Raw genomic sequence first — 26,762 nt, 5'->3', positions numbered from 1 at the left:
ACTATTTAATACGCACCATTCGGTTAATAACAACCCCTTTTTCAGGTGTCGACTGTGAAACTTCAACCGCTACTGGCCTTGGGCCTGACGATTCTGGCCGCGTCCACTCAAGCCTTCGGCGGCGCCACACTCGATCGCGTCGAACAGAAAAAAGAATTGGTCGGCGTGCTGATGGAAAGCTACCCGCCCTTCTCGTTTCTCAATGAGCAGAATCAACTCGACGGCTTCGACGTCGACGTCGACGTCGCCAAAGCCGTCGCGGAAAAACTGGGGGTCAAGCTGCGCCTGGAAACGCCATCCTGGGACGTGATTGCTGCCGGCCGCTGGAGCGGGCGCTACGACATCTGCATCTGCTCCATGACCCCGAGCAAGGCCCGCGCAGAAGTGTTCGATTTCCCGGTCGAGTACTACGCCTCGCCCGCCGTGATCGTGGTCGACGCCAAGGACGATCGCATCCACGGCGCCAAGGACTTGAGCGGCAAAAAAGTCGGCCTGACCAGCGCCAGCAGCTACGAAAGTTATCTGAACAAGAATCTGGTCATCGAAGGCGCCGAAGACACGCACCTGGAATACCCGTTCGAAGATGTGCAGATCGCTCCGTACGATACCGACAACGTCGCCTTCCAGGACCTGGGCCTGGGCGCCGGTGTGCGCCTGGACGCCATCCTCACCAACCTGGTGACCGCGCAGCCGCGCCTGAATCAGGACCAGCGCTTCAAACTGGCCGGCGCGCCGCTGTACTCGGAGCCGAACTCGGTGGCCATCGAAAAGGGTGACGCCCAGTGGGACGCCAAGGTGCGCGAGGTGTTCGCGCAACTCAAGCAGGACGGCACGCTGAGCACGCTGTCGCAGAAATGGATCGGCGCCGATATCAGCCAATGACTGCCTTCCCGACACCCCCACAGCCGCCGCAACCGGTGGCTGAATCGCGCCTGCAACGGCTGCTTGGTTTCCGCACGCGCCTGTACCTGACCTGGGCTGTGATGTTCAGCCTGTTCGCCGGGTTTTTCCTGAGCTTCGATCTGAAGCTCTCGATCATCCTCGACAAGCTGCCGAATCTGCTTGGCGTGCACCTGGCGCCCAACGGCTTTCTGCAGGGTGCGGCGCTGACCCTGTTTCTTTGCGCGTGCGCCATCGTCGCTTCGTCTTTGCTGGGCTTCGTCACCGCCCTCGCGCGCCTGTCGAAAAGCGCCGTGGCGTTCGGGATCGCCAGTTTCTACACCTCGTTCTTTCGCGGCACGCCGCTGCTGATCCAGATCCTGTTGATCTACCTCGGCCTGCCGCAATTGGGCGTGGTGCCCGGCGCAGTGGTCGCCGGGATCATTGCCCTGTCACTCAACTATGGCGCGTACCTGAGCGAGATTTTCCGCGCCGGCATCCTCGGCGTGCCCTACGGCCAACGCGAAGCTTCGCTGGCGCTGGGCATGCGCGAGAGCGTGATCTTCTGGCGCATCACCCTGCCCCAGGCGATGCGCACGATCATCCCGCCGACCACCAACCAGTTCATCTCGATGCTCAAGGACTCGTCACTGATCTCGGTGATGGGCGTCTGGGAAGTGATGTTTCTGGCACAGTCCTACGGACGCTCGAGCTACCGCTACATCGAGATGCTGACCACGGCGGCGATCATTTACTGGCTGATGTCGATCGGTCTGGAGCTGATTCAGGCGCGCATGGAGCGGCATTATGGCAAGGCTTATGTGCGGCGTAGCTGAGCTGATGCGTCGACAGACATCGACCACGGGCGGATCGAGCAGTGGCAGATGAGTTTCTGATCATTACCAGCGGCCAGTGACAACACAACTTGTAGGAAAGGGCAGCAGGCCGGCAGGACGTAATGCGCAAATCTGCGTTGATCCGGCCTTTTCCGCCGATCAAAACGACACAGCCCGCAGCACCGAGCGATCCGGCTGACATCGGTGCCTGCAGGCTCCAACTTAGAGTTTGGCCTCCTTCCACGAGAGGCTGAACTCGATGCCCGTTCAATTCCACTTTCGACCCAAACACCTGACACTGGCATTTACCCTGGCCATAGGATGTGCTGATCTGTCCATGGCTCAGGACACACCGCCCGACACTCAAGGCATCTCTCCCGCACCCACTGAAACATTCAAATCAGCGATCAACGCTTTCGCCAATCATCCGGACACCGTCCAACTGAAGGTCAGCAAAGCGTATCCGGCGCAGGAGGGTGTAGCGCTGGCGCTCGATGGCCGCAACGATCTTGTCACCGTGCAATCTCGGGGCAGTTTCGCCGGTCTGGTCGACGGTGGCGGGGGCGACAACCTGCTGCAACTCGACGCGAACAAGAAAGGCGTGCTGGGTGAAACCCGTAACTTCAGCGGGCTGGAGGTCAGGCGCGGGAGCTGGACCCGTAGCGGACCGGGTGATTTCAACATCGGCGTACTGGTCCATCCGAAGGCATTGCTGGTCAACGATGGGCAAATTCTGGGCACGGCAGTGACCGAGGGTATTCTGATCAACAAAGGAGCGATCAATGGCGGCGCCACTGTCGCGGCTGGCGGTGACCTGACCAACCAGGGCCTCATCGACGGCACGGTGGATGTTCATGAAAACGCCCATATAGCCGGGAATGGTGCGGTAAATCATTTGAACCTGCACGGACGCATGACCGTCGACGATGTCTATGGCGCACCCAAGATCGCGGGAGATCTGCGCCTGGCCCGTTCTGCCGTACTGGCCTATGCCGTGGATGCCTCCGGCAACAGTCAGACGGTGGTCGTAAAAGGAACCGCGCATTTGGGTGACGCCACCCTGAAACTCGTCACCGCCGGCGACTATCCGCAAAGCAGCCAACACACCGTTCTGCAAGCGGAACAGATTGAGGGACAGTTCGGCACCGTTGAAAACGATCTGGCATACATGACTCCGACGCTGCACTACGAAGCACAACGAGTGGGCTTGCTCTATGCCCGTAACGATGTGCCGCTCGAAAAACTTGCGACCACGCAGAGTAGTCAGGCGCTCGCCCAAAGCATTGACGAGACACCCTCCCCATCTCAGCAACCTCAGCAACCTCAGCAACCTCAGCAACCTCAGCAACCTCAGCAACCTCAGCAACCTCAAGAGCCTGAGACACTTCGCCAGACAAGCAAAGCCATCAGCGCGGCCACCCCTCAAAATACTGCCGTCACGGCCCTGCTCGGCTCCAGCAAGCCGACGGCCAGCCTGGCTCTCGAACAACTCGCCGCCGGCAGCAACGCCAACCTCGCCAAAGCCACACTGAGCAGCGTCAATCCGCTCAGCGCCAGCATGCTTTCGGCCATGCATCAACTGGACAGCGGCAATGGCGCGCAGAGCTCAGGGAATGCACCGCGCCGAGCGGCTGGTGGCGAAGGCAACGGGCGGGTCTGGCTGCAGGCACTGGGGCATGGCGGCCAGGTAGATCGTGACGCCGCCAGTGTTCTGAAGCATTCCACCCAAGGTCTGGTCATGGGGTCCGACTGGCGAATCGACGAGCAATGGCACGTCGGCCTGATGGGTGCAAAAGCGCAGACCCGCTTCGATGCCCGGCAGTACGACGGTGATCTCGACAGCTGGCACCTCGGCGCCTACGCGTTGCGTCAGGATGGCCCGTTAGCCTTACGCTTGGGCGCCTCGTACGGCAGCCATGACGGCAGCGGCAAACGTCGCGTTGCGTTCAAGGGTTTCAGCGATCGGCTCAACAGCAGCTATGGCGCCAGCACCCAGCACGCCTTTGCCGAAGTCGGCTACAACCTCGGTCGTGGCAACGTCAGCATCGAGCCGTTCGCCAGCGTCGGCTATCAACGCTATCAACGTGACGGCTACACCGAGAAAGGTGGCGATGCGGCGCTCAAGGTTCAGGGTCAGACCCAGGCGAATCCGAGCAGCACCCTCGGCCTGCGCCTGGCGAACATCAGCCAGCTGTCGAACGGCATGCAACTGATGCCGCGTCTGAGCGCCAGCGTGAAACACACCTACGGCGATCTGGATAACGTAACGCGCCAGCAACTGGTCAAGGGTGGCAGAAGCTATGAAGTCACCGGCGCCGAGATGGATCGCAACAGCTTTACGCTGGACGCCGGTCTGGACCTGACGCTGTCCGACCGCAACGCCCTGGCCATAGGCCTCACCGGTGAGGCCGGCAACGACAGCCGCAGTTACGGCGTGGCAGGCCAGTGGCGCATGGCGTTCTGACACAACGCTACCCTGTAGGAGCTGCCGCAGGCTGCGATCTTTTGATCTCCAAGAGCAAAGTCAAAAGATCGCCGCCTGCGGCAGCGCCTACAGAAAACGGCATATTGCAGGCGAAAAAAAAGGGGAGCACATGCCCCCCCCGAGGTTTAAAGCGTTGGATCGCGGCGGTTATCTCAGCCTTCGATCTCGATCAGGATTTCGCCCGGGTTGACCCGGTCGCCCTTGGCCACATGAATGGCGGTGACCTTGCCGGCAATCGCTGCCTGGACTTCGGTTTCCATCTTCATCGCTTCGGTGATCAATACAGCCTGGCCAGCCTTGACGGTGTCACCCTCCTTGACCAGCACATCGACGATGTTGCCTGGCATGGTGGTGCTGACATGGCCCGGTGCCGACGCCTGCTTGCGTTTGCTGCTGCCACCGCCGACGAATTCGTTGAGCGGTTCGAACACCACCTCTTCCGGCATGCCGTCGATGGACAGGTAGAAGTGACGCTTGCCTTCGGCCTTCACACCGACACCGGTGATGTCGACGCGGTAGGTTTCGCCGTGGACGTCGATGACAAACTCGGTCGGCACGCCTTCGCCGCCAGCCTTCGCCACACCACCGGCCTCAGGGATCGGCAACAGCACTTCCGGAACCAGGGTGCCGGCGGCACGTTCTTCGAGGAACTTGCGCCCGATGTCCGGGAACATGGCGAAGGTCAGCACGTCTTCTTCGGACTTGGCCAGTGCGCCGATGTCGGCACGCAACTTGGTCATTTCCGGCTTGAGCAGATCCGCCGGACGCACGTCGATCACCTCTTCGCTGCCGATGGCCTGACGACGCAACTTCTCGTTGACCACGCCCGGCGCCTTGCCGTAACCACCTTGCAGGTACAGCTTCACTTCATTGGTGATGGTCTTGTAGCGCTCGCCAGCCAGCACGTTGAAGAACGCCTGAGTGCCGACGATCTGCGACGTCGGAGTCACCAGCGGCGGGAAACCAAGGTCTTCACGCACCCGCGGGATTTCCGCCAGCACTTCGGCCATGCGGTTCAGCGCGCCCTGCTCTTTCAACTGGTTGGCAAGGTTGGAGATCATCCCGCCCGGCACCTGGTTGACTTGCACACGGGTATCGACTGCGGTGAATTCGCTTTCGAACTGGTGGTACTTCTTGCGCACGGCGTAGAAGTACAGACCGATTTCCTGCAGCAGCTCGAGGTTCAGACCGGTGTCGTATTCGGTGCCTTTGAGCGCAGCAACCATCGACTCGGTGCCCGGATGACTGGTGCCCGAGGCGAAGCTGGAGATCGCGGTGTCGATGTGATCGGCGCCGTTTTCAATGGCTTTCAATTGGCACATCGCCGCCAGACCAGCGGTGTCATGCGAGTGGATGAACACTGGCAGCGACTGCTCGGCCTTCAAGGCGCGGACCAGTTCACCGGTGGCGTACGGTGTCAGCAGACCGGCCATGTCCTTGATCGCCACCGAGTCGCACCCCATGGCTTCCATCTGCTTGGCCTGCGCCACGAACGCGTCGATGGTGTGCACCGGGCTGGTGGTGTAGGCGATAGTGCCTTGCGCATGTTTGCCGGCAGCTTTCACCGCTTCGATGGCCACGCGCAGGTTACGCACATCGTTCATTGCGTCGAAGATACGGAATACGTCGATGCCATTGACTGCGGCCTTGGCGACGAAGGCTTTGACCACGTCATCGCTGTAGTGGCGGTAGCCGAGCAGGTTCTGCCCGCGCAGAAGCATTTGCAGGCGGGTGTTGGGCAGCGCGGCGCGCAGTTGGCGCAGGCGCTCCCACGGGTCTTCTTTCAGAAAGCGTACGCAGGCGTCGAACGTCGCGCCGCCCCAGCACTCCAGTGACCAATAACCGACCTTATCGAGCTTGTCGCAGATCGGCAGCATGTCTTCGGTGCGCATACGGGTGGCGAGCAGCGATTGGTGAGCGTCGCGCAGGATGGTGTCGGTGACAAAGATCTTCTTGCTCATTCTTATATTCCTCACAGGCCTGCGTGGGCGGCGATGGCGGCGGCGATGGCCAGGGCCAGCTCTTCGGGTTTGCGCTTGATCGAGTAGTTGGTCAGTTCAGGGTGGCTTTCAACGAAGCTGGTATTGAACTGGCCGCTACGGAATTCCGGATTGCGCAGGATTTCCTGGTAGTAGGCGGCGGTGGTCTTCACGCCTTGCAGGCGCATGTCGTCCAGCGCCCGCAGGCCACGGTCCATCGCCTCTTCCCAGGTCAGCGCCCAGACCACCAGTTTCAGGCACATCGAATCGTAGAACGGCGGAATGGTGTAACCGGTATAGATCGCCGTGTCGGTGCGCACGCCCGGGCCGCCGGGAGCGTAGTAACGCGTGATCTTGCCGAAGCTCGGCAGGAAGTTGTTCTTCGGGTCTTCGGCGTTGATGCGGAACTGCAACGCGAAACCACGGTGCTGAATATCTTCCTGCTTCACCGACAGTGGCAGGCCGGAAGCGATGCGGATCTGTTCGCGGACGATGTCGATCCCGGTGATTTCTTCGGTGATGGTGTGCTCCACCTGCACCCGGGTGTTCATCTCCATGAAGTACACCTCGCCCTCGGCGAGCAGAAACTCCACGGTGCCGGCGTTTTCGTAACCCACAGCCTTGGCCGCGCGCACCGACAGGTCGCCGATGTAGGCGCGCTGTTCCGGGGTCAGTTGCGGGCTCGGGGCGATCTCGATCAGCTTCTGGTTGCGGCGCTGGATCGAGCAGTCACGCTCGAACAAGTGCACGACGTTGCCGAAGCTGTCGCCGAGGATCTGCGCTTCGATGTGTTTCGGGTTGACGATGCATTTTTCCAGGAACACTTCCGCCGAACCGAAAGCCTTGGTCGCTTCGGAAATCACCCGAGGGAAATTCTGTTCGAGTTCTTCGCGGCTGTTGCAGCGACGGATGCCGCGCCCGCCACCACCAGAAGTAGCCTTGAGCATCACCGGGTAACCGATGCGGTCGCCTTCGGCCAGGGCTTCTTCGATACCGGAGACGTTGCCTTCGGTGCCTGGGGTGACGGGTACGCCGGCCTTGATCATGCTGCGCCGGGCTTCAGTCTTGTCGCCCATGCGGCGAATGACTTCCGCCGACGGGCCAATGAACTTGATTCCGCGTTCGGCGCAGATGTCTGCCAGCTCGGCATTTTCCGACAGGAAGCCGTAACCGGGATGCAATGCATCGCAACCGGTTTCCACCGCCAGGTTCACCAGCTTGCGCGGGTTCAGATAACCGGCCAGTGGCTCGGCACCGATGCTGTGGGCTTCGTCCGCACGCTTCACATGCAAGGCATGCCGGTCGGCGTCGGAAAAAATCGCAACCGAGCGAATGCCCATTTCGGCGCAGGCTCGCACGATTCGTACGGCAATCTCACCACGGTTGGCGATCAGGATCTTTGTTATCACTTGGAGGTTCCCTTGAGCCGGTGGCACCACGACCTGCTAGACCCAGGTCGACGCGTGACTAAATGTTTCAATTTAGTCGCAGCCCCACACTAGCGCTCGCAAGGGATTAACAAAAATGAATAAAAATTGGGTCAGGCATAAGCAAAGACTTATAGTTAAACCATCAGCCCGCCGCCAGAGCCCGTGAGAAATGCGTAAGTCCTTGATGCGTATGACATTACGCCAATTGCAGATCTTCAACGAAGTGTGTGATTTACGTTCCTACAGCCGCGCCGCCGATGAAATGTCTCTAACACAACCGGCCGTCAGCCTACAGATTCGTCAGCTGGAAGAGCTGATCGGCCAGCCATTATTCGACTACGTCGGCAAAAAACTCTACATGACCGAGGCCGCCGAAGCCCTGCAGCGTGCCAGCCGGGACATCTTCGGCCGCCTGGAAAACCTCGACATGCAGCTGTCGGACATGCAGGGCTCGCTGCAAGGCCAGTTGAAGCTGGCAGTGGAGTCCAGTGCCAAATACTTCGTGCCGCACCTGTTCGCCGCGTTCAAGCGCCAGCACCCGGAAGTGAACCTGCAGCTGACTGTGGTCAACCGCGGCCAGGTGATTCGCCGCCTCTCGGACAACCGCGATGATCTGGTGATCATGTCGATGGTGCCGCAGGACATGGGTCTGGAGTTTCTGCCGTTTCTGAACAACCCGATTGTCGCCGTGGCGCGCCCGGACCATCCGCTGGCGCACATGGGGCCGCTGCGTCTGCAGGATCTTGAGCCTTACACGCTGCTGATCCGCGAACCGGGCTCAGGTACGCGATTGGCTTGTGAAGAGTATTTCAAAGAGAAACGCGTGCACTTCACCCAGACTCAGGAAGTGGCCTCGGCCGAAGCTCAACGTGAATGCGTCGTGGCGGGGCTGGGCCTGGCGCTGTTGACGCGCCACGCCCTGAACCTGGAACTGGCGACCGGCGGCCTGGTGGAGCTACCGGTCGAGGAGTTGCCGCTGTTTCGCAGCTGGTGTCTGGTGCAAGCCAAGGCCAAACGGCTGTCACCGGTGGCGCATGCCTTCCTGGCGTTTATCCGCAGCGAGCGGGCGCAGATCAGCGCGCTGGTTGAGCGCTTCGACGGGAAGCTGCCGGTGCGGCCTGCCAGTAGTTGAGTTCGATGTCCTCGGGAAAATCGCTGATTTCGCTCTGAAGCTGACGGAGTTCGAAGCGATCTTCGATGGCGCGACGGAATTCCATACGGCGCTGGTCTTCCTGCTGACGACGGGTTTTCGCGGCGCTGTTGCGTTCTTCGTAGGGCTGAGCCATTTCGAGTCTCCCAAGGCGAGTACGGGAGTTTCACGATAGGCGTGAGGGATGACGGTTTGGCTGCGCGGGGATGACAGTGCGATGAAAATTTCTGATAACCGTGTTTTTTTCGAGGACGCCATCGCGGGCAAGCCCGCTCCCACAGGTTTTTGTGTGGAGCACACAATTTGTGAACACCATCAATCCCTGTGGGAGCGGGCTTGCCCGCGATCAAGGTCGGAACGACCTTAGAATGACTTTAGTCGTCGAGGGCTTTCACGGCTTTGGGGGACAGCCGCAAGCTGCGCAGGCTGCGCTTCACGCTCTTCAAGTGATTGACCAGACTCGGCCCACGCGCCATCGCCACGCCCATCGCCAGCACGTCGATCACCACCAGATGCGCAATGCGCGAGGTCAGCGGCGTGTAGATCTCGGTGTCTTCGTGTACATCGATGGCCAGGTTGACCGTCGACAGCTCCGCCAACGGTGTCTGACTCGGGCACAAAGTGATCAGCGAAGCGCCGCTCTCGCGCACCAGGTTGGCAGTGATCAGCAGATCCTTGGAGCGCCCGGACTGGGAAATGCAGATCGCCACGTCGGTCGGCTTCAAGGTCACCGCCGACATCGCCTGCATGTGCGGGTCGGAATACGCCGCAGCGGTCAGCAGCAGACGGAAGAACTTGTGCTGCGCATCCGCCGCCACCGCGCCAGACGCACCAAAGCCGTAGAACTCGACGCGCTGCGCCTGGGACATCAGCGTCACGGCACGCTGCAATTCCACCGGATCGAGCTTCTCGCGAACCTCCATCAGCGTATGCAATGTGGTGTCGAAAATTTTCAGGCTGTAGTCGGCGACCGAGTCGTCTTCATGGATCGCAAACTGGCCGAAGCTGGCACCGGCGGCCAGGCTCTGCGCCAGTTTGAGTTTGAGATCCTGAAACCCGGAGCAGCCAATGGCCCGGCAGAAGCGCACGATGGTCGGTTCGCTGATGCCGACGCTGTGGGCCAGGTCGGCCATGGAACTGTGCATCACCGCCGCAGGGTCAAGCAGCACGTGGTCGGCGACCTTGAGCTCCGACTTGCGTAACAGGTGACGTGACTGGGCGATGTGTTGCAGCAGATTCAAGGGGCTGGACTCTTCTTATGGGCAAGGATGTAGCACGCTTGTAGTTATACTACATGAATTGGCTTTTTGCCTGCTCAATGCGTAACTCCATGTCCCCATATCAGGCGCGATGGAGTGCATGTAGCCCTTAAAGCGGTTTTTCCTGTTCGCGCAACAGCCCGGCCAGACGGTCGGCCTCCACCGGACGACTGATCAGATAACCCTGCACTTCGTCGCAGCGCTCGACGCGTAGAAATTCCAGCTGCTCTTGCCGCTCGACACCTTCGGCCACCACTTTCAACGACAGCCCGTGAGCCATGGCGATGATCGCCCGGGTGATCGCCGCATCCTCACTGCCCTGCCCCAGCCCGCGAATGAACGCCTGATCGATCTTCACGTAATCCACCGGAATCCGCTTGAGGTAACTCAGTGACGAATAGCCGGTGCCGAAATCGTCGATTGCCAGCTTCACCCCCAGATCGCGCAGTTGCTGGAAGGTCGCGATGATGTGTTCGACGCTGTCCAGCAGCTGACTCTCGGTGAGTTCCAGTTCGAGGTAGTGCGGCGCGAGCCCGGTTTCCTCCAGCACCTGCCGCACCAGACTGACCAGTTTGCCCTGACGCAGTTGATGCACCGACAGGTTCACCGATACCCGAATCGGCGCCAGCCCCTGGCGCTGCCACTCGCACGCCTGCCAGCAGGCCTGGCGCAGCACGAATTCGCCGATCGGGCCGATCAGTCCGGTTTCCTCGGCCAGGCCGATGAAGTCCCCCGGCGGCACCCGGCCCATGGTCGGATGATCCCAGCGCACCAGCGCTTCCGCCGCATTCAGGCGCCCGGTTTGCAGGCACAGCTTCGGCTGGTAGAACACCTTGAGCTGCTTGTCTTCGATGGCTTTGCGCAACTGGTTCTCCAGTTGCAGACGCTCAAGGGTGCTGGCCTGCAAGCTGTCGGTATAAAACTGGAAATTGTTGCCGCCCAAGTGCTTGGCGTGTTGCATGGCCATGTTCGACTGACTGACCAGCGCGGCAATCTCTCGGGCGTTGTCCGGCAGCATACTGATGCCCATCGAGGCACTGACCACCAGTTCATGCCCTTCGACCGTCAACGGCAGGCGCAGCTTGCTCGACAGCCGCGTGGCGACCCGTGCCAGGCTCGACAGGTTGCCGTAGGCATCGAACAGCACCGCAAACTCGTCACCGGACAGGCGCGCAATGGTGTCGGCCTCCGGCAACGCATTGACCAGGCGTCGGGCCATTTTCTGCAGCAGTTGGTCCGCGACCTCATGACCGAGGCTGTCGTTGAGCAGCTTGAAGCGATCGAGATTGATGTGCAGCAGCGCCAGACTGCGCCGGCCGCCCTGACGCACGCGCTGATGGGCTTCGTGCATGCGCTCGCGGAACAGCGAACGATTGGCCAGCCCGGTGAGTTCATCGTAGTGCGTCAGGTAGCGCATGCGTTCTTCGGATTCGCGCCGTGCAGAAAGATCGGCGAAGAAGCCAACGATATGACTGACGTTTCCCCGACTGTCGCGCACCGCATTGAGTTGCAGCCACTGCGGATACAGCTCGCCGTTCTTGCGGGTCTCCACCAGTTCGCCCTGCCAGCTGCCGTGCTGCTGCAGCGCGTGGCGGATCGAAACGTAATGTCGCCGCGCATCACGACTGCACGGCAACTCGACGACATTGCGCCCGAGCATGTCTTCGATGTCATAACCGGTGACCCGGCTGAACGCCTGATTGATCGCGATCAGCGCGTAGTTCGGGTCGAGAATGACGATGCCTTCGCTGGCCGCTTCGAACACCGTGGCCGCCAGTCGCTGCTGTTCTTCAAGGCTTTTGCTCGCGCTGATGTCGCGCCGGGTGCCGACCATGCGGATCACCCGGCCACTGTCACTGCGCTCCACAGCGCGGCCGCGGTCTTCGATCCATACCCAATGGCCGTCACCGTGCCGTACGCGGTATTCGATCTGATAGTCCTCGGTGCGCCCTTTCAGGTGTTCGATCAGCGCCTGCTTGAGCCCTGGCACATCCTCCGGGTGCAGGCGTGGCTTGAGGTCGCGCAGGATCGCCGTGACGTATTCAGGCGCGAGGCCGAACAACTCCTGAATCTGCGTGTGATGGACTTCGTCGGTTTGCAGGTTCCAGTCCCACAGCCCCAGCTCACTGGCCTTCAACGCCAGGGCCAGACGGGCTTCGCTTTTGCTCAACGCCTGATTGGCTACGTCCAGTTCGCGACTGCGCTGCGCCACGCGATCTTCCAGCTCGATCTGTGCTTCACGCAATTGGCCCTCGGCGCAGCGCCGCTGTTCGATCTCCTTGGCCAGCGCCTGATTGAGCTGCTCGCTGCGGTTCTGCGCTTGCTGCAGGTGTTCGATCAGGTGCTGATTCTGAAACCGTCGCAGCAAGCCACGATCAATCAGCCGATTGACCTGCCAGGCGACCACGCTCAGCGAACCGAGCAGAATCAGCCCGAGCCAGCCCCAACCGCGCGCCTGCTCATCACCGCCCCAGAACAGGTAGCCGATCGCCGGCAGCAGGCACGGCAAGGTAAAGGACAGAAACGCCGGCAGGCTGACGGCGTAGGCAACGCTGGCCGATAACGTCGCGGCACCGATCAGGCCGAACACCCAGGCTTGCTGCATGAAGTTGTCGGCGGGCACCAGCGCAATGCCGGCGCCAGCCAGCGTCAGGCCGGTCATGGTCGAGCCTAACAGGAACATGCGGAACCAGATCGGCTGGGCCTGACGGTCCGGGATCGCCGAATCGAACGCGGCGACCTGAATCACCCGCAGCGCCACCAGCGACAACAACCAGACCAGCCAGATGCTGACCACGAAATAGCGCTGCGGGCTCCAGAGCAAAGCGGCGCAGACCAGACCATTGAGCAACATGAACATCGTCGGCAGCAGCGAGCCCTGATACAGCAGGCGCGTGCGTTCGACCGCCATTTCGACGGCGTATTGCTTGCGGATGACCCGGGGTTCCACAGAGGGGCCCGACAGGTCTGAGCTGAGGGTCTTGTGCAATGTTGTTGTTCTTATAAGAGTGAGCATTGGGCCCGAAACGTGGACGGAGCATACACAAGCAGCCCCCGTTGCCAAACTGCTCCAGATCATAATTTGCCGGAAACTTTTCCCGTCCGATCACCGGCAAAACCCGCAAAGCGAGGCGGGCCGAAGCCTGTAGCCAGTGACCGACCGGTCGTCATCGACGGCGCTTTCATCGGCTAATGCAAAGCTCGGTTTGCCCGGGCCTGCGGCGCACCCTAGAATGCCCCGATGCGCGATGATCTCTCCCTTCTGCTGAACTCCCTCAACGATGCCCAACGCCAGGCCGTAGCAGCCCCCGTTGGCCGTCAGTTGGTCCTGGCCGGTGCCGGTTCCGGTAAAACCCGAGTGCTGGTGCACCGTATCGCCTGGTTGATCCAGGTGGAAAACGCCTCGCCCCACTCCATTCTGTCGGTGACCTTCACCAACAAGGCCGCTGCCGAGATGCGTCATCGCATCGAGCAGTTGCTGGGTATCAACCCGGCCGGCATGTGGGTCGGTACCTTCCACGGCCTGGCGCACCGCCTGTTGCGGGCGCACTGGCAGGAAGCCGGGTTGAGCCAGACTTTCCAGATTCTCGACAGCGACGACCAGCAACGCCTGGTCAAGCGGGTGATCCGCGAGCTGGGGCTGGACGAGCAACGCTGGCCGGCGCGTCAGGCCCAATGGTTCATTAACGGGCAGAAAGACGAAGGTCTGCGCCCACAGCACATTCAGGCCAGCGGCGACTTGTACCTGGCGACCATGCGCGGCATCTATGAAGCCTACGAGGCGGCCTGCCAGCGCGCCGGCGTCATCGATTTTTCCGAACTGCTGCTACGCGCCCTCGACCTGTGGCGCGATCATCCGGGTCTGCTGGCGCACTATCAAAAGCGCTTCCGCCACATTCTGGTGGACGAGTTCCAGGACACCAACGCCGTGCAGTACGCCTGGTTGCGCCTACTGGGCAAGGGCGGCGACAGCCTGATGGTGGTCGGCGACGACGATCAGTCGATCTACGGCTGGCGCGGGGCGAAAATCGAGAACATTCATCAGTACTCGTCCGACTTCCCGGATTCGGTGACCATCCGCCTGGAGCAGAACTACCGCTCCACCGCCGGCATCCTCAAAGCGGCCAACGCCTTGATTGCCAACAACACCGGACGCCTCGGCAAAGAGCTGTGGACCGACGGTGGCGATGGCGAAGCGATCAACCTGTATGCCGCGTTCAACGAACACGACGAAGCACGCTATGTTGTCGAAACCATCGAAAGCGCGCTGAAAACCGGCCTGGCTCGCAGCGACATCGCGATTCTTTACCGCTCCAACGCCCAATCGCGCGTTTTGGAAGAAGCCTTGCTGCGCGAGCGCATTCCGTACCGTATCTATGGCGGCCAGCGCTTCTTCGAGCGCGCGGAAATCAAGAACGCCATGGCCTACCTGCGTTTGCTGGAAGGTCGCGGCAACGATGCCGCGCTGGAGCGGGTCATCAACGTCCCGGCCCGTGGCATTGGCGAGAAAACCGTCGAGGCGATCCGCGACCATGCCCGTCACAGCGATGTGTCGATGTGGGAAGCGATGCGGCAACTGGTCGCCAATAAAGGCCTGACCGGTCGTGCTGCCGGCGCCCTGGGAGCGTTTATCGAGCTGATCGAAAATCTCGCTGCCAAGTGCATGGAGATGCCGTTGCATTTGATGACCCAGACCGTCATCGAGCAATCAGGGCTGATTGCCTATCACGAAGCGGAAAAAGGCGAGAAAGGCCAGGCCCGGGTAGAAAACCTTGAGGAACTGGTCAGCGCCGCGCGCAACTTCGAAAACACCGAAGAAGACGAAGAGCTGACGCCCCTGGCGGCATTCCTTGGCCACGCGTCGCTGGAAGCCGGCGACACTCAGGCCGACGAGCATGAAGACAGCATTCAACTGATGACCCTGCACAGCGCCAAAGGCCTGGAATTCCCTTACGTGTTCCTGGTGGGCATGGAAGAAGGCCTGTTCCCGCACAAGATGAGCCTGGAAGAACCGGGGCGCCTTGAAGAGGAACGCCGTCTGGCCTATGTCGGCATCACCCGCGCCATGCAGAATCTGGTGATGACCTATGCCGAAACCCGACGCCTGTACGGCAGCGAGACCTACAACAAGGTCTCGCGTTTCGTCCGCGAGGTGCCGAAGGGGCTGATCCAGGAAGTGCGCCTGTCGAACAGCGTCAGCCGACCGTTTGGCGGCAACCAGTCGATGAGCGGCAGCAACCTGTTCAGCGGCAGCGAGATTCCGGAAACCGGCTTCAGCCTGGGTCAGGCAGTACGCCATTCGATCTTCGGCGACGGCGTGATCCTCAACTTCGAAGGTTCCGGCGCGCAGGCACGGGTGCAGGTGAATTTCAGCGAAGGCAGCAAGTGGCTGATGCTGGGGTATGCCAAGCTGGAAGCGATCTGACGCCGGTTTCGCTTTTCTGTGGGAGCGAGCCTGCTCGCGAATGACATCACCGTGGTTGATCTGATAAACCGCAGTGTGGCTTTCGCGAGCAGGCTCGCTCCCACAGGGGTCGGCGTTGGATGATCTAACAAGGATATTTGCATGGGCTCAGGCTTCTTCTCTTCCTGGACATTCTGGGCCCTGCTCTCGGCGACGTTCGCCGCGCTGACGGCGATCTTTGCCAAGATCGGCATCGAAAACGTCAATTCCGACTTCGCCACTCTGCTGCGCACCATCGTGGTACTGGTCAGCCTGGCCTTGATTTTGTACGCGACGGGCCAATATCAGTCCTTGGGATCAATTTCCGCCAAGAGCTACCTGTTCCTGCTGTTGTCCGGCCTGGGTACCGGCGCGTCGTGGCTGTGCTATTTCCGCGCGCTGAAAGTCGGCCCGGCTTCGCTGGTCGCGCCAGTGGACAAGCTCAGCGTGGTGCTGGTGGCGGTGCTCGGCGTGATCCTGCTGGGCGAGAAGCTCGACCTGCGCCAATGGGGCGGCATCGGCCTGATCACGGCCGGTGTGGTGATGCTGGCGCTACGTCGTTAAGCGATTTCTCGCTGAACCTATCCCTTTTTCCTACAGACAAAAGTACATGGCCTTATTGCTTCGACGGAGCTGAACGTAACCTGTCAGGCAAAAGCCCGAAACACTCTCTCGCTAGCCAGTAACACTTCAGCTGTGCAACATGGCGCGCGTGTCTCCACAAACGGGAATTCCCTTTATGAAACGTTTTCTTAGCATCGCCATGGCGTTGTGCATCGGCCTGACGATGAGCCTCGACGCCAACGCCAAGCGCTTTGGTGGTGGCAAAAGTGCCGGCGCTGCGCCGACGCACCAGACCAGCCAGATGGCTCCTTCTTCCCCAGGCATGGGCGGCGCAGCAGCGACCGCTGGTGCAGCCGGCGCTGCCGGTGCCGCGGCCAAGGCCGGTGGCGCTTCGAAATGGCTCGGCCCTCTGGCCGGTATCGCCGCCGGTGGCCTGCTCGCGTCCATGTTCATGGGCGGCGGCTTCCAGGGCATGCAGATCTTCGACATCCTGATCATGGCCGTGATCGCGTTCGTGATCTTCCGCTTCATCGCCGCTCGTCGACGCAAGCAGCAGGAGCACCTGGCTCCGGCCGGCGCGCCGATGCAGCGTGAAGTATTCGAACAGAAGCCTGCTGCCATGGGTTCGATCTTCGGTGGTTCGGCTGCTCCGGCTGCCGCTCGTCCGGTGATCAACGCGCCAGCCTGGTTCAACGAACAGCGCTTCCTTGAAGCCGCGCGCAGCCACTTCCAGTCGCTGCAGCAGCACTGGGACGCCAACGAAATGGACAAGATCGCCGAGTTCGTGACCCCGCAGATGCTCGAGTTCCTCAAGCGTGAGCGTGCGGATCTGGGCGACGGCTTCCAGTCGACCTACATCGACAACCTGCAAGTGCAGCTGGACGGCGTGGATGATCGTGCCGACAAGACCATCGCCACCCTGACCTTCAGCGGCGTGTCGAAGACCTCGCGTTTCGACCAGGGCGAAGTGTTCAGCGAAAGCTGGAACATGGAACGTCCACAGGGCGAGAACCAGCCTTGGCTGGTGGCCGGTATCCGCCAGAACGGCTGATCCCCACCGCGTTACGCATGTGGTAATAAAAACCCCGGCTCAGGCCGGGGTTTTCTATTTCGCGGTTGCATCTATAGCGAGCTACTGTATAAACCGGCCCATATAAACCGCGCCATTCAAGCAAGAGGATCCCGGACGTGGAAGAAATCATCGAACAACTGCGCGAAGCCAACGAACCCGTACCGGTTCCCCTGGAGTTGCCCGACGAAGACCAGTTGGTGGAGATCGAAGAAGAACTCTTCATCAACATCCCGTTCGTCTTCAAAGAGTTTCTGCTGACCGTCAGCGATGTTGTGTATGGCAGCCTCGAGCCGGTGACCGTCACCGACCCGCAATCACACACTTACCTGCCGGATGTCGCGGCCAATGCCTGGGATGCTGGCGTACCGCGCGACCTGATCCCGATCTGCCAGGACGGCGACAACTACTACTGCGTCGAAGAAGACGGCACCGTGGTGCTGTGGTCCGGCGAAGAAGAGCTGATCACCGAAGAGTCCTGGGAATCGGTGTGGCACTGGGCGCGGGACGTCTGGCTGGAAAGCTGATCCACCAGCCGCCCCGGGCAATCAGTGCCCCGACGATTCCTTGTGGTTGTCGAGGGTTTCCAGCAGGGCCACCTGCATCCGCGTGTGCACGCGGATGAACCAGCGCCAGAGCAGCGCCGCCACGGCGGCCGCCACCACGGCGACCAGCACCAGCAACTTGTTGGTCGGCAGGATACTGGCCGACAAGGCTGCCAACAGCAGGAAGATCACCAGCAGCGAGAGGATCGGGATCACTTCGGAGATCACCCGCCGCACTCGCTGCGTGTGCCGCCCGGCCATCTCCGGCTTCACGCCCATCTCCGCCAGCAGCATCGACAGCGCCTTGAGCTTGCGATACGCCGCGATCAGAAACGGCAGCGACAGCAGCAGCGCCCCGCCCCAGATCAACGCCTTCTGCCAGCTCGGATCAGCGACCCAGTCCTGCATCCACTCCGACAGCCGTCCGGCAAAGAACGCACCGCTGAAGAAGATCGCGATCACCAGCGCCAGGTTGACCCCGACCTGCAACAGGATCCGCCGGATCATCGCCGCCAGCATCGCGCCCTCGCCTTGCGGCTGAATACTGCGCAGCCACTCGCCGTACATGCCGAATACTCGGCCCAGACGCTTGGGTACCGCCGCTGAGAGTTCGATCGACAGCGGATCGGCCGCGCGGATCAGGTACGGCGTCAGCAGCGTGGTGATCACCGACACCGCCACCGCGACGGGATAAAGAAAGTTGCTGGTGACCTGCAGCGTCATCCCGAGTGCGGCGATGATGAAGGAAAATTCGCCAATCTGTGACAGCCCCATCCCGACCCGCAGTGAGGTGCGTCCGTCATTGCCGGCGATAAACGCCCCGAGGCCACAGGACAACATCTTGCCGAGCACCACCGCCACGGTGATTACCGCGATCGGCCACGCGTATTGCAGCAGGATCATCGGATCGAGCATCAGGCCGATGGCGACGAAGAAGATTGCACTGAACAGGTCGCGAACCGGTTCGATCAGGCGCTCGATCTTCAGCAACTGCCGCGACTCGGCCATGATCGCGCCGATCAGGAAGGCGCCGAGCACCATGCTGTATTCGAGCTTGACCACCAGCAGGCAGAAGCCGAAACACAGGCCGAGCACGGTGATCAGCAGCATCTCGTTACTTTCGAATTTGGCGACATAAGCCAACAGACGCGGCACCAGCAGAATGCCGATCACCAGCGCGACGATCATGAACAACGACAGTTTGCCAACCGTGGAAAACACTTCGCCCGAACTGACCGTGCCGCTGACCGCGATGCTCGACAGCAAGGCGATGATGCCGATGCCGAGGATGTCCTCGACGATCAACACGCCGAAGATCAACTGGGCGAAGCGCTCGTTCTTCATCTTCAGGTCGTTGAGCGCCTTGACGATGATGGTGGTCGAGGAGATGGCGAGGATTGCGCCGAGAAACAGCGAATCCATGGTGTTCCAGTCGAACCAGCGGCCGATTTCATAGCCGATCCAGATCATCAGGACAATTTCGAGGAACGCCGCGATAAACGCCGTGGCCCCGACCTTGAACAACTTGCGCAGGCTGAACTCCAGCCCGAGGCAGAACATCAGGAAAATCACCCCCAGCTCGGCGAGGGTCTTGATGGTTTCTTCGTCGTGGATCAGTCCGAACGGCGGTGTGTGCGGGCCGATGATGAAACCGGCGACGATGTAGCCGAGCACGACCGGCTGCTTGAAGCGGTGAAACAGCACGGTGACCACACCTGCGACCAACATGATCACTGCCAGGTCCTGAATAAAGCTGATGGCATGCATGGTGTGGGCTCCTTGTATGACGTGACCCGCCGTGAGACTTCAGAAAGCTCTGAGCGAGTTGGGTAAAAATCCGCTTTTTGTGTAGGAATTGCCCTTGGGCAGGGCCTTTTGCAGGTTAACACCGCGACTTCCGGCTGGAAGGCGGTGCAATATAAGGAAACAGATCGGTCGCGGCGTGACGGCAGCCAGCCGTCTGGCGTCCCGATAACGGTGCTTTTGAAAAAGCCACCAGGCACCCGCAGAGGTGCGTCCAGCCATCCAGCCTTGATCCGTGAGAACGTTATGGAACCCGGAAACGCCCAACTGTCGATGACGGTATTGATGACCCCCGACATGGCCAACTTCTCTGGCAATGTCCACGGCGGTACCCTGCTCAAATACCTCGACGAAGTGGCCTACGCCTGCGCGAGCCGCTATGCCGGCCGCTACGTGGTGACGCTGTCGGTGGATCAGGTGATTTTCCGTGAGCCGATCCATGTCGGCGAACTGGTGACCTTCCTCGCGTCGGTCAACTACACCGGCAATACTTCGATGGAAGTCGGCATCAAAGTAGTGACCGAGAACATCCGCGAGCGCTCGGTACGCCACACCAACAGCTGCTTCTTCACCATGGTTGCGGTGGATGACCAGCGCAAACCGGCCGCCGTGCCGCCGCTGCAACCGCAGAACAGTGAGGACAAGCGTCGTTATATGCAGGCGCAGCAGCGTCGGCAAATTCGCCAGGAGCTGGAGAAGCGTTATCAGGAGATCAAGGGCGACGCTTAAAGCAAAAGATCGCAGCCTGCGGCAGCGCTTACAGAGGATTAATGTTCACCCTGTAGGAGCTGCCGCAGGCTGCGATCTTTTGAACAATAACGCGTTTACAGACTGATCGCCGTCGCCTCGAACTTCACCCGCGGATGCGCGATCCGGTCCTGCGCCCGCACCAGTTGCAGCTCATAACTGGCACACGCCTGGGTCTCCAGCAGCACTTCATGCACCGCCGCTGCGGTGAACTCGAACGCCGCCACCAGGCTGTCGCCGAGCAGTACCCGCGCGAGGAACAGCCCGGACGTCAGATCGCCCACGCCCACCGGCTGACGCGGAAACGCCAGCAGCGGACGGCGCAAGTGCCAGCTTTCATCAGCGGTCACCAACAACATCTCGAAACCGTCCGCCGGCTTGCCCGGATAATCCAGATGCTTGACTAGCACCGCTTTCGGCCCGCGCGCCAGCAGCGCCCGGGCCATCGCCAGGCAATCGAACAGCGACTGCGGCTTGCGCCCGGAGAAGCTGTCCAGTTCCAACTGGTTCGGACACATGATGTCCGCCACCGCCGCGGCTTCCTCCAACAAGAAATCGCTGACTTCGGCCGGGACACTGCAGCCTTTCTCCGGATGGCCCATCACCGGGTCACACAGGTACAACGCCTTCGGATTGACCGATTTGATGCGCTCGACACCACGGAGAATCGCCCGACCCTGCGCCGCGCTACCCAGATAACCGGAAAGTACAGCGTCGCAGTTGCCCAGCTCGCCAATGGCGGCAATGCCGTCGACCAGTTCGGGGATCTGCTGCGGCGCCAGCACCTCACCGGCCCATTGGCCGTACTGGGTATGGTTGGAGAACTGCACGGTGTTGAGCGGCCAGACGTTCACCCCGACCCGCTGCATCGGAAAAACCGCAGCGCTGTTGCCGGCGTGGCCGAAGACCACATGGGACTGAATGGCGAGCAGATGAGGCGTACGTTTCATTCGGGTTATTCCGTAAAACGATTGAAATTCAAGCCGCGCAGTATGCGACGAAACACAGCCTGTACGACAGACCGGCGACGCAGTTAAGCTGGACCAATCTTTTGGAGTTTCTTGTTGATGCTGACCCTCGAAAACATCTTCGTGCTGATGCTGTTCGCCGCTGCCGGCGCATGGCTTTGGCACAACCACGGCTTGCGCGAGCGGGCGCTGGAGCGGGTCAAGCAGCATTGCATCAACGTCGGCGTCGAACTGCTGGACGGTAACGTCGCGTTGAAAAAAATCGGCTTGATCAAGGATGCCAGCGGCCGGCGGCGCCTGGCCCGGGTCTATAACTTCGAGTTCACCGTGACCGGCGAAACCCGGCACAACGGCACCATCACCCAGTTTGGTGCGCACAGCGCTCAGATTGAACTGGCGCCCTACCCGGCGCCGTTCGACGACACGCCACCGGTGGTTGAGGTTACCCGCCCACGGGCCGAAGTGATCGAGCTGAGCCAATGGCGTCAGGAACACAACAAGTGGAAGCCTTGAACTAACTCGCCTGAATCTGGCATTGCGCCAGGCCTGCCTGCAAATCAGTGACATTGTGCGCGTCGGCAAAAATCAGCTCGATACGCGAATCCCGGCGCCACTCACTGGGCTGCCAATCCAGTTCAGCGTTATCCACGGCATTGGCCGAGATCCAGCCCTCGGCGCTATGGATAACCAGTTTCGCCCGCCGCCAGTTCAGGCTCTGCAGCCATTGGCTCAGACGTTGCGTATCGAACCTCTGTCCCGGGTGCCAACGCCAGCCGATGCTCCAACCGCCCTCTTGTGCCTGACTCAGGCAGATCGGCGATGCCGGGTCGCTCCAGAGCGCCGGAATCGGTCCCGCCCCCTGCGGAACAACAAGGTTATCCACACCCGCCAGTGCTTGCGCCGTCACACCCGGCAACTCGCGTAAAGACAGTTGCGCCTGCTGCGTCCAGATCAATTTGACCGCCGGCAAACGCTCGGCGATGGTCTGCCGCACAGCCTCATCCAGACCTTCTGCCTTGTTCAGCAACAGCAGACCGGCGCTGCCCAAAGCGTCCTGCTGAGCGGGTGGAAACGCTTTCCCGGCTGCCAGTGCCTGGGCATCCAGCACTGACACACAGGGCTGCAGCGCCAGTACACCCAACCACGGCGACTCACCCAACTGCTTGAGCAATTGCGCCGGATGGCCCAGTCCGGACGGCTCGATGAACAGCCGATCCGGTCTGGCCTTGCGCAGCAAACGACCGAGGCCGATTTGAAACGGCACACCGTTCACGCAACAAAGGCACCCTCCGGCGACTTCGCCCAGTGCGATACCATCGGCGTCGCGGGTCAGCAATGCGGCATCGAGGCCGATCTGACCGAACTCGTTGATCAGCACCGCCCAGCGCTCGCCTTCCGGCCGTTGGGCCATGAGCTGGCGAATCAGACTGGTCTTGCCGGCGCCCAAAGGGCCGGCGATGACATGGGTAGGAATGTTCTGCAACATGATTGGGCGTTTTCTGAGGGGATTGGACATGCGTTGGATGGGATGGTCGTTGCTGTTGATGTTGCTGTCGAGCGAAGCCTTGGCTCAAGCCTGCGTTGTGCACAGTCAGGGCGAACGACTCGACGTCAAGGTTTGCCAGCAAAACCGCAGTATTCCCGAGAAGCTGTTCAGCGACGGGTTCTGCCAACCGACCCTGGCCGGGCAGAAAGTCGAGGTGCAGTACGTCGATCAATGCCCGAGCGGCGCGTTCGGCGTGTGCAGCAACGCGCAAGTCGCCAATATGCCCTATCGCCAGGATATCCACTATTACGGCGTGGCATCAGACATGGCGTATTTGAAGCCGTATTGCGAAGGCCAGAGCCAGGGTAAATGGCTCAAGCCTTGAGCCATCAACCGAGCCAGTCGAGCGTCAGCAGCAGCCGTCGTTCACCCGCTGGCAGTTGCGGAGAACGATGGATCAGACCGAAGCCTTCGTTGCCGTGCCATTTCTCGCCTTTCAATAGCGCCACGTCGCCACTGTGCAGTTGCTGGATGTTCGCCATGTCGTTTGGCTCAGCGTTCGCCTGGCCCAATTGCTCACGGTCCATCGCGCCCTCCTCGAGCCACTGACTGCCGATTCCGCCATACGTGGCGATCAGGCGCACCGGCACATGATCGACGTGGAAGCGCGGACACATGGCCTTGTCCAGCACCCGCAGGCGCAGGCCAATACGCCGTGCACCCAGCAGGCAGGCGAAGGCACTGACCAGCCATCTCAGATCAGCGACAAAGCCTTCGTAGCCTTCCAGATCACGGAACCCGGCGGCCAGTCCACTGAGATCAGGCTCGCCGTCTTCATCCGGCAATTCGAGGCAGAGCGACTGCGTCAGTGGCTCGTTGAGCGACAGCAACAACGCTGCGAAATCGGCGATGTGCAGCGGCAGTTGGCGCTGCCAGACCGCAAGATTGACGTCGTCTTCGAGGATTCGAGTCAGCGTTTTCGGCGTCGCCCCCTGATGCTGATGACGTACTCGATTCTGCTGCAGCTTGAGCGCAAGCATCAGGCGGCCTCATCGTGCCAAGGGCCGAACGGATCCGGCAGCGTGCGCCAACGGTCTACGCCAGCAGCCATTTCTTCGTCAGTCAGCAGGCAGGCATCAAGCTCCGACTTGAGCTGTACGAAATCGATGTTCTGACCAATGAACACCAGCTCCTGACGACAATCTCCGACACTCGGCGTCCAGTTTTCCATGATTGCTGCGGTACTGTCCTGATCCTGCGGCCATTGGTTTTTCGGCACGAAACGCCACCAGCGTCCAGCGAAACCGTGGCGCATCAGGCCGCCTGCCTGCGACCAGCTTCCTGCGTCGGAGGGTTTGCTGGCCAACCAGAAAAAGCCCTTGGAGCGCAGTAATTTGCCGTTCGTCCATGGACGGTCAATGAAGCTGTAAAAACGCTGCGGATGGAACGGGCGGCGTGCGCGATAAGCCGTGGAAGCAATGCCGTACTCGGTGGTTTCCGGTACATGCTCACCGCGCAATTCCTGCAGCCAGCCCGGCGCTTGGGCGGCTTTGTCAAAATCGAATCGGCGCGTGTTGAGGATCTTCTCCAGCGGCACCTCGCCCATCACCATCGGGATGATTTCCGCCTGGGCATTGAGGCGCTTGAGAATTGCCGTGAGTTCGTCACGCGCCTGGCGGCTGATGAGGTCGATCTTGCTGATCAGCAGTACGTCGGCAAACTCGATTTGTTCGATCAACAGGTCGGTGATCGAGCGTTCATCTTCGTCGCCCAAGGTCTCGCCGCGGGACGCGAGGCTCTCGGCAGCCTGATAGTCGAGGAGAAAGTTCACGCCGTCGACTACCGTGACCATGGTGTCGAGTCGAGCAACGTCGGCGAGGCTCTGGCCCAGCTCATCGCGAAAGGTGAAGGTTTCGGCGACCGGCAGCGGCTCGGAAATACCGGTGGATTCGATGAGCAGATAATCGAAACGGCCTTCACGAGCAAGTTTGCTGACCTCTTCCAACAGGTCCTCGCGTAACGTACAGCAGATACAACCATTGCTCATCTCTACCAGTTTTTCTTCAGCACGGTTCAGGCGGACATCGCGCTGGACTTCGCTGCCATCAATGTTGATCTCGCTCATATCGTTAACGATGACTGCAACGCGCAAACCTTCTCGATTACGTAGTACGTAATTCAAAACCGTACTTTTTCCAGCGCCGAGAAAGCCCGAAAGAACGGTCACGGGAAGCGGAGATGACATTGGATAATCCTCATCAGATGGTGGCCGATGGGCGTTTATGCCGGATTTGGCGTAACGCGCCTCGTTCTAGAGCTTCAAGACAGCGTGACGGCAGAAGCTGACGCTTTAAATCGGCGGACTCAGGCTCAATGAAATTGATGTTATAGTATAACAATATGAATTAGCCAGACCTGCTCTTGCCCAAACCGATAAAGAGCATGAAGCTGCATGCCATCTGCCCGTCGGGAACCATGATGAAAAATGTCCTGAAATGCTCGCTAATGAGTCTGGCATTGCTGTCGGGTGCCAACGTATGGGGACAAGCGCCGATGCTCGCCAAGTGCACACACAGCGCTAACCTGCTGGCATGTGTCGATGCGCAAGGCAACGCCTACAGCGTGAATACGGTGGGCCGCACGATTTACCTGCGCGGCTTTGAAAAGGACTGCAAACGCTACTGGGCGCAGACCAACAGTCGGTTCGGCCAACTGACGTTCTTCACCGGCATCGCCTCTGACGGCGAAGCCTGGGTCGGCTACACCCGTCGCGTGGGCTGGACGACGATCAATCGCTTCTCCAGCTCAGACGGCAGCAGCGCGAAGTTCACCTGCAGCCGGATCACCGGCTGCTAAACCTGCACCTTTTGCTGCGCCTGCTGCCAGGCGATGTAGCTGTCGGTTGGCGGGTTCTGCTGGAAATAGCGCTGCAATCCTTCAAACAACCCATTAGCGATAGCCTGTTGATGTCGAGTTGTCACTAGGCGCTGGCTGTCACGCGCGTTGGAAATAAACCCGGTTTCTACCAGGATCGACGGCACATCCGGCGACTTCAGCACCGCAAATCCCGCCTGTTCCACGCGCTTTTGATGCAATGTGGTGATGCCCTGCAGACTGCCCAATATGCTGCTGCCGAGTTGCAGACTGGCGGCGATGGTGGCGTTCATCGACATGTCGAGGATCACGCCGGCGAGCATCGGATCCTTGTCCTTGAGATTGAGCAGACTGGTCGCGCCAAGCAGATCTGCGCCGTTCTCGCGCTGTGCCATGAAGCGTGCAGTCGCTGACGTCGCACCCCCTTCTGACAGGCAATACACCGAAGCTCCCGACGCCGTCAGTCGCGGCGCTGCATCGGCGTGCACGGAGATAAACATGTCGGCCTTGTGCTGACGGGCAATGTCTACACGCTTGCGAAGGGGCACGAAAAAATCGTCATTGCGCACCAATTTCACGTCGAAGCCCTTCTCCTTTTTAAGACGTTTGGCGAGCAATTGTGCGATGGACAGCACCACGTCCTTTTCCCGCTCACCCTTCGCGCCGACGGCGCCAGGGTCTTTACCACCGTGTCCGGGATCAACCACGACAATGATGTCGCGTTTAAGGTGATGGTTATTCGTGGATGTTTCACGTGGAACCACTGCGCTGCTCAGCACTTTATCGGCGTTCATCAGGTCGAGCACCAAACGGTGTCCTTGACCATCCTGCGGTGCCAAAACAAAGCTGTTCAATACAACGGGAGTGTTCAGATCGAGAACGATCCGGGTATCGCCTTGACCAAAATGCCCGGCGCGGATCGAGCGAATGGCCGTATCTGCTAACGGCAATTGACTGAAATCACCACTCAGACTCGCCCCGGACAGGTCAATGATCAAGCGCTCTGGCGCGCTCAACGTGAACGTTTTGTAGCGCACCGGGCCGCTTAAATCGAAGACCAGTCGCAGCTTTTCACCCGAACGCCAGAGCCGCGCATTTCGCACTTGGGTGGCCGAGACACTGAAGGGCAGAGCCAAGGCTGCGCTGGCCAAAAACAAACTGAGCAAGTGGCGTCTGTGCATATGAAAACCCGTTCATGAAAAAAGCATCGTGATTTGAATTGTTATAATGTAACATCCAATTCAG

23 protein-coding genes are annotated in these 26,762 nt (G+C 60.4%); 12 read left to right on the top strand and 11 right to left on the bottom strand.

The window, feature by feature from the left end:
* Positions 1-54: 54 nt before the first annotated feature.
* The 3 genes from L6D63_RS05505 (at position 55) to L6D63_RS05495 (ending at position 4,179) form a co-directional block, all read left to right on the top strand.
* Positions 55-882 (top strand): ABC transporter substrate-binding protein, encoded by an 828-nt coding sequence (locus L6D63_RS05505; RefSeq protein ID WP_131670766.1) that lies wholly within the window; start codon positions 55-57, stop codon positions 880-882.
* Positions 879-1,715 carry an amino acid ABC transporter permease gene (locus tag L6D63_RS05500; RefSeq protein ID WP_047297332.1) on the top strand — a complete coding sequence of 279 codons (837 nt, stop codon included), beginning with the start codon at positions 879-881 and terminating at the stop codon, positions 1,713-1,715. The genes L6D63_RS05505 and L6D63_RS05500 overlap by 4 nt, the downstream gene beginning before the upstream one ends.
* 337 nt (positions 1,716-2,052) lie before the next feature.
* Positions 2,053-4,179 (top strand): autotransporter domain-containing protein, encoded by a 2,127-nt coding sequence (locus tag L6D63_RS05495; RefSeq protein WP_373873756.1) that lies wholly within the window; start codon positions 2,053-2,055, stop codon positions 4,177-4,179.
* Positions 4,180-4,352: 173 nt separating this feature from the next.
* On the opposite strand, the gene oadA is transcribed toward L6D63_RS05495, so the two are convergent.
* Positions 4,353-6,161, bottom strand: a complete 1,809-nt coding sequence (oadA, locus tag L6D63_RS05490; RefSeq protein WP_007962245.1) for a sodium-extruding oxaloacetate decarboxylase subunit alpha — start codon at positions 6,159-6,161, stop codon at positions 4,353-4,355.
* A gap of 11 nt (positions 6,162-6,172) precedes the next feature.
* Entirely contained in the window at positions 6,173-7,588 is a 1,416-nt protein-coding gene (locus L6D63_RS05485) for an acetyl-CoA carboxylase biotin carboxylase subunit (RefSeq protein ID WP_041073867.1), read from the bottom strand.
* 190 nt (positions 7,589-7,778) lie between these two features.
* On the opposite strand from L6D63_RS05485, the gene L6D63_RS05480 reads away from it, so the two are divergent.
* Positions 7,779-8,741: a LysR family transcriptional regulator gene (locus L6D63_RS05480; protein WP_131670768.1), complete on the top strand. Its 963-nt coding sequence runs from the start codon at positions 7,779-7,781 to the stop codon at positions 8,739-8,741.
* Here the strand turns inward: L6D63_RS05480 and L6D63_RS05475 are convergent.
* The 3 genes from L6D63_RS05475 to L6D63_RS05465 form a co-directional block, all read right to left on the bottom strand.
* Positions 8,683-8,895 (bottom strand): PA3496 family putative envelope integrity protein, encoded by a 213-nt coding sequence (locus L6D63_RS05475; protein ID WP_007962241.1) that lies wholly within the window; start codon positions 8,893-8,895, stop codon positions 8,683-8,685. The two genes, L6D63_RS05480 and L6D63_RS05475, sit on opposite strands and share 59 nt — an antisense overlap.
* A gap of 238 nt (positions 8,896-9,133) precedes the next feature.
* Complete coding sequence (gene hexR / locus L6D63_RS05470; protein WP_007962240.1) at positions 9,134-10,000, bottom strand: transcriptional regulator HexR; 867 nt, start codon at positions 9,998-10,000, stop codon at positions 9,134-9,136.
* A 127-nt stretch (positions 10,001-10,127) separates the two neighbouring features.
* Complete coding sequence (locus tag L6D63_RS05465; protein WP_131670769.1) at positions 10,128-13,034, bottom strand: GGDEF domain-containing phosphodiesterase; 2,907 nt, start codon at positions 13,032-13,034, stop codon at positions 10,128-10,130.
* 225 nt (positions 13,035-13,259) lie between these two features.
* Between L6D63_RS05465 and uvrD the strand changes: the two genes are divergently transcribed.
* From uvrD to L6D63_RS05445, 4 genes are all read left to right on the top strand, one after another.
* A complete protein-coding gene (gene uvrD / locus L6D63_RS05460) occupies positions 13,260-15,443 on the top strand; it encodes a DNA helicase II (protein WP_041073860.1) in 2,184 nt (727 codons plus the stop codon).
* A 141-nt stretch (positions 15,444-15,584) separates the two neighbouring features.
* Complete coding sequence (locus tag L6D63_RS05455) at positions 15,585-16,025, top strand: EamA family transporter (protein WP_027610340.1); 441 nt, start codon at positions 15,585-15,587, stop codon at positions 16,023-16,025.
* A gap of 175 nt (positions 16,026-16,200) precedes the next feature.
* On the top strand, positions 16,201-17,076 hold the full coding sequence (locus tag L6D63_RS05450) for a Tim44 domain-containing protein (RefSeq protein ID WP_041073858.1): 876 nt from the start codon (positions 16,201-16,203) through the stop codon (positions 17,074-17,076).
* Positions 17,077-17,213: 137 nt separating this feature from the next.
* On the top strand, positions 17,214-17,621 hold the full coding sequence (locus L6D63_RS05445) for an SMI1/KNR4 family protein (protein ID WP_024164487.1): 408 nt from the start codon (positions 17,214-17,216) through the stop codon (positions 17,619-17,621).
* 21 nt (positions 17,622-17,642) lie between these two features.
* On the opposite strand, the gene L6D63_RS05440 is transcribed toward L6D63_RS05445, so the two are convergent.
* A complete protein-coding gene (locus L6D63_RS05440; protein ID WP_131670770.1) occupies positions 17,643-19,406 on the bottom strand; it encodes a cation:proton antiporter in 1,764 nt (587 codons plus the stop codon).
* 282 nt (positions 19,407-19,688) lie between these two features.
* Here L6D63_RS05440 and L6D63_RS05435 point away from each other — a divergent pair, with 282 nt between their 5' ends.
* Positions 19,689-20,171, top strand: coding sequence for an acyl-CoA thioesterase (locus tag L6D63_RS05435; RefSeq protein ID WP_003229693.1), 483 nt, complete (start codon positions 19,689-19,691; stop codon positions 20,169-20,171).
* Between the two features lie 95 nt (positions 20,172-20,266).
* Here L6D63_RS05435 and pdxY read toward each other — a convergent pair whose 3' ends face one another.
* Positions 20,267-21,139, bottom strand: coding sequence for a pyridoxal kinase PdxY (gene pdxY, locus L6D63_RS05430; protein ID WP_047297339.1), 873 nt, complete (start codon positions 21,137-21,139; stop codon positions 20,267-20,269).
* 117 nt (positions 21,140-21,256) lie between these two features.
* Here pdxY and L6D63_RS05425 point away from each other — a divergent pair, with 117 nt between their 5' ends.
* Positions 21,257-21,670, top strand: coding sequence for a DUF3301 domain-containing protein (locus L6D63_RS05425; RefSeq protein WP_025112628.1), 414 nt, complete (start codon positions 21,257-21,259; stop codon positions 21,668-21,670).
* A gap of 1 nt (position 21,671) precedes the next feature.
* Here the strand turns inward: L6D63_RS05425 and L6D63_RS05420 are convergent, their stop codons facing one another.
* The gene (locus L6D63_RS05420) at positions 21,672-22,643 is read right to left on the bottom strand and encodes a CobW family GTP-binding protein (RefSeq protein ID WP_131670771.1); all 972 of its coding nucleotides are present in this window, start codon (positions 22,641-22,643) and stop codon (positions 21,672-21,674) included.
* A 28-nt stretch (positions 22,644-22,671) separates the two neighbouring features.
* On the opposite strand from L6D63_RS05420, the gene L6D63_RS05415 reads away from it, so the two are divergent.
* Positions 22,672-23,028, top strand: coding sequence for a hypothetical protein (locus L6D63_RS05415; protein WP_047297341.1), 357 nt, complete (start codon positions 22,672-22,674; stop codon positions 23,026-23,028).
* Positions 23,029-23,032: 4 nt separating this feature from the next.
* On the opposite strand, the gene L6D63_RS05410 is transcribed toward L6D63_RS05415, so the two are convergent.
* Positions 23,033-23,683, bottom strand: coding sequence for a DUF1826 domain-containing protein (locus L6D63_RS05410; RefSeq protein ID WP_131670772.1), 651 nt, complete (start codon positions 23,681-23,683; stop codon positions 23,033-23,035).
* Positions 23,683-24,888, bottom strand: a complete 1,206-nt coding sequence (zigA, locus tag L6D63_RS05405; RefSeq protein ID WP_047297343.1) for a zinc metallochaperone GTPase ZigA — start codon at positions 24,886-24,888, stop codon at positions 23,683-23,685. The genes L6D63_RS05410 and zigA overlap by 1 nt, the downstream gene beginning before the upstream one ends.
* A 233-nt stretch (positions 24,889-25,121) precedes the next feature.
* Here zigA and L6D63_RS05400 point away from each other — a divergent pair, with 233 nt between their 5' ends.
* Positions 25,122-25,499, top strand: a complete 378-nt coding sequence (locus L6D63_RS05400) for a glutamine synthetase (protein ID WP_131670815.1) — start codon at positions 25,122-25,124, stop codon at positions 25,497-25,499.
* Here L6D63_RS05400 and L6D63_RS05395 read toward each other — a convergent pair.
* A complete protein-coding gene (locus tag L6D63_RS05395) occupies positions 25,496-26,698 on the bottom strand; it encodes an N-acetylmuramoyl-L-alanine amidase (protein WP_047297344.1) in 1,203 nt (400 codons plus the stop codon). The genes L6D63_RS05400 and L6D63_RS05395 overlap by 4 nt on opposite strands.
* Positions 26,699-26,762: the final 64 nt, after the last annotated feature.

The organism is Pseudomonas parakoreensis (genome assembly GCF_021602155.1).
Lineage (GTDB): Bacteria > Pseudomonadota > Gammaproteobacteria > Pseudomonadales > Pseudomonadaceae > Aquipseudomonas > Aquipseudomonas parakoreensis.
Note: the sequence above shows the minus strand (reverse complement) of the source record. Positions and strands in the feature narration are given on the sequence as shown.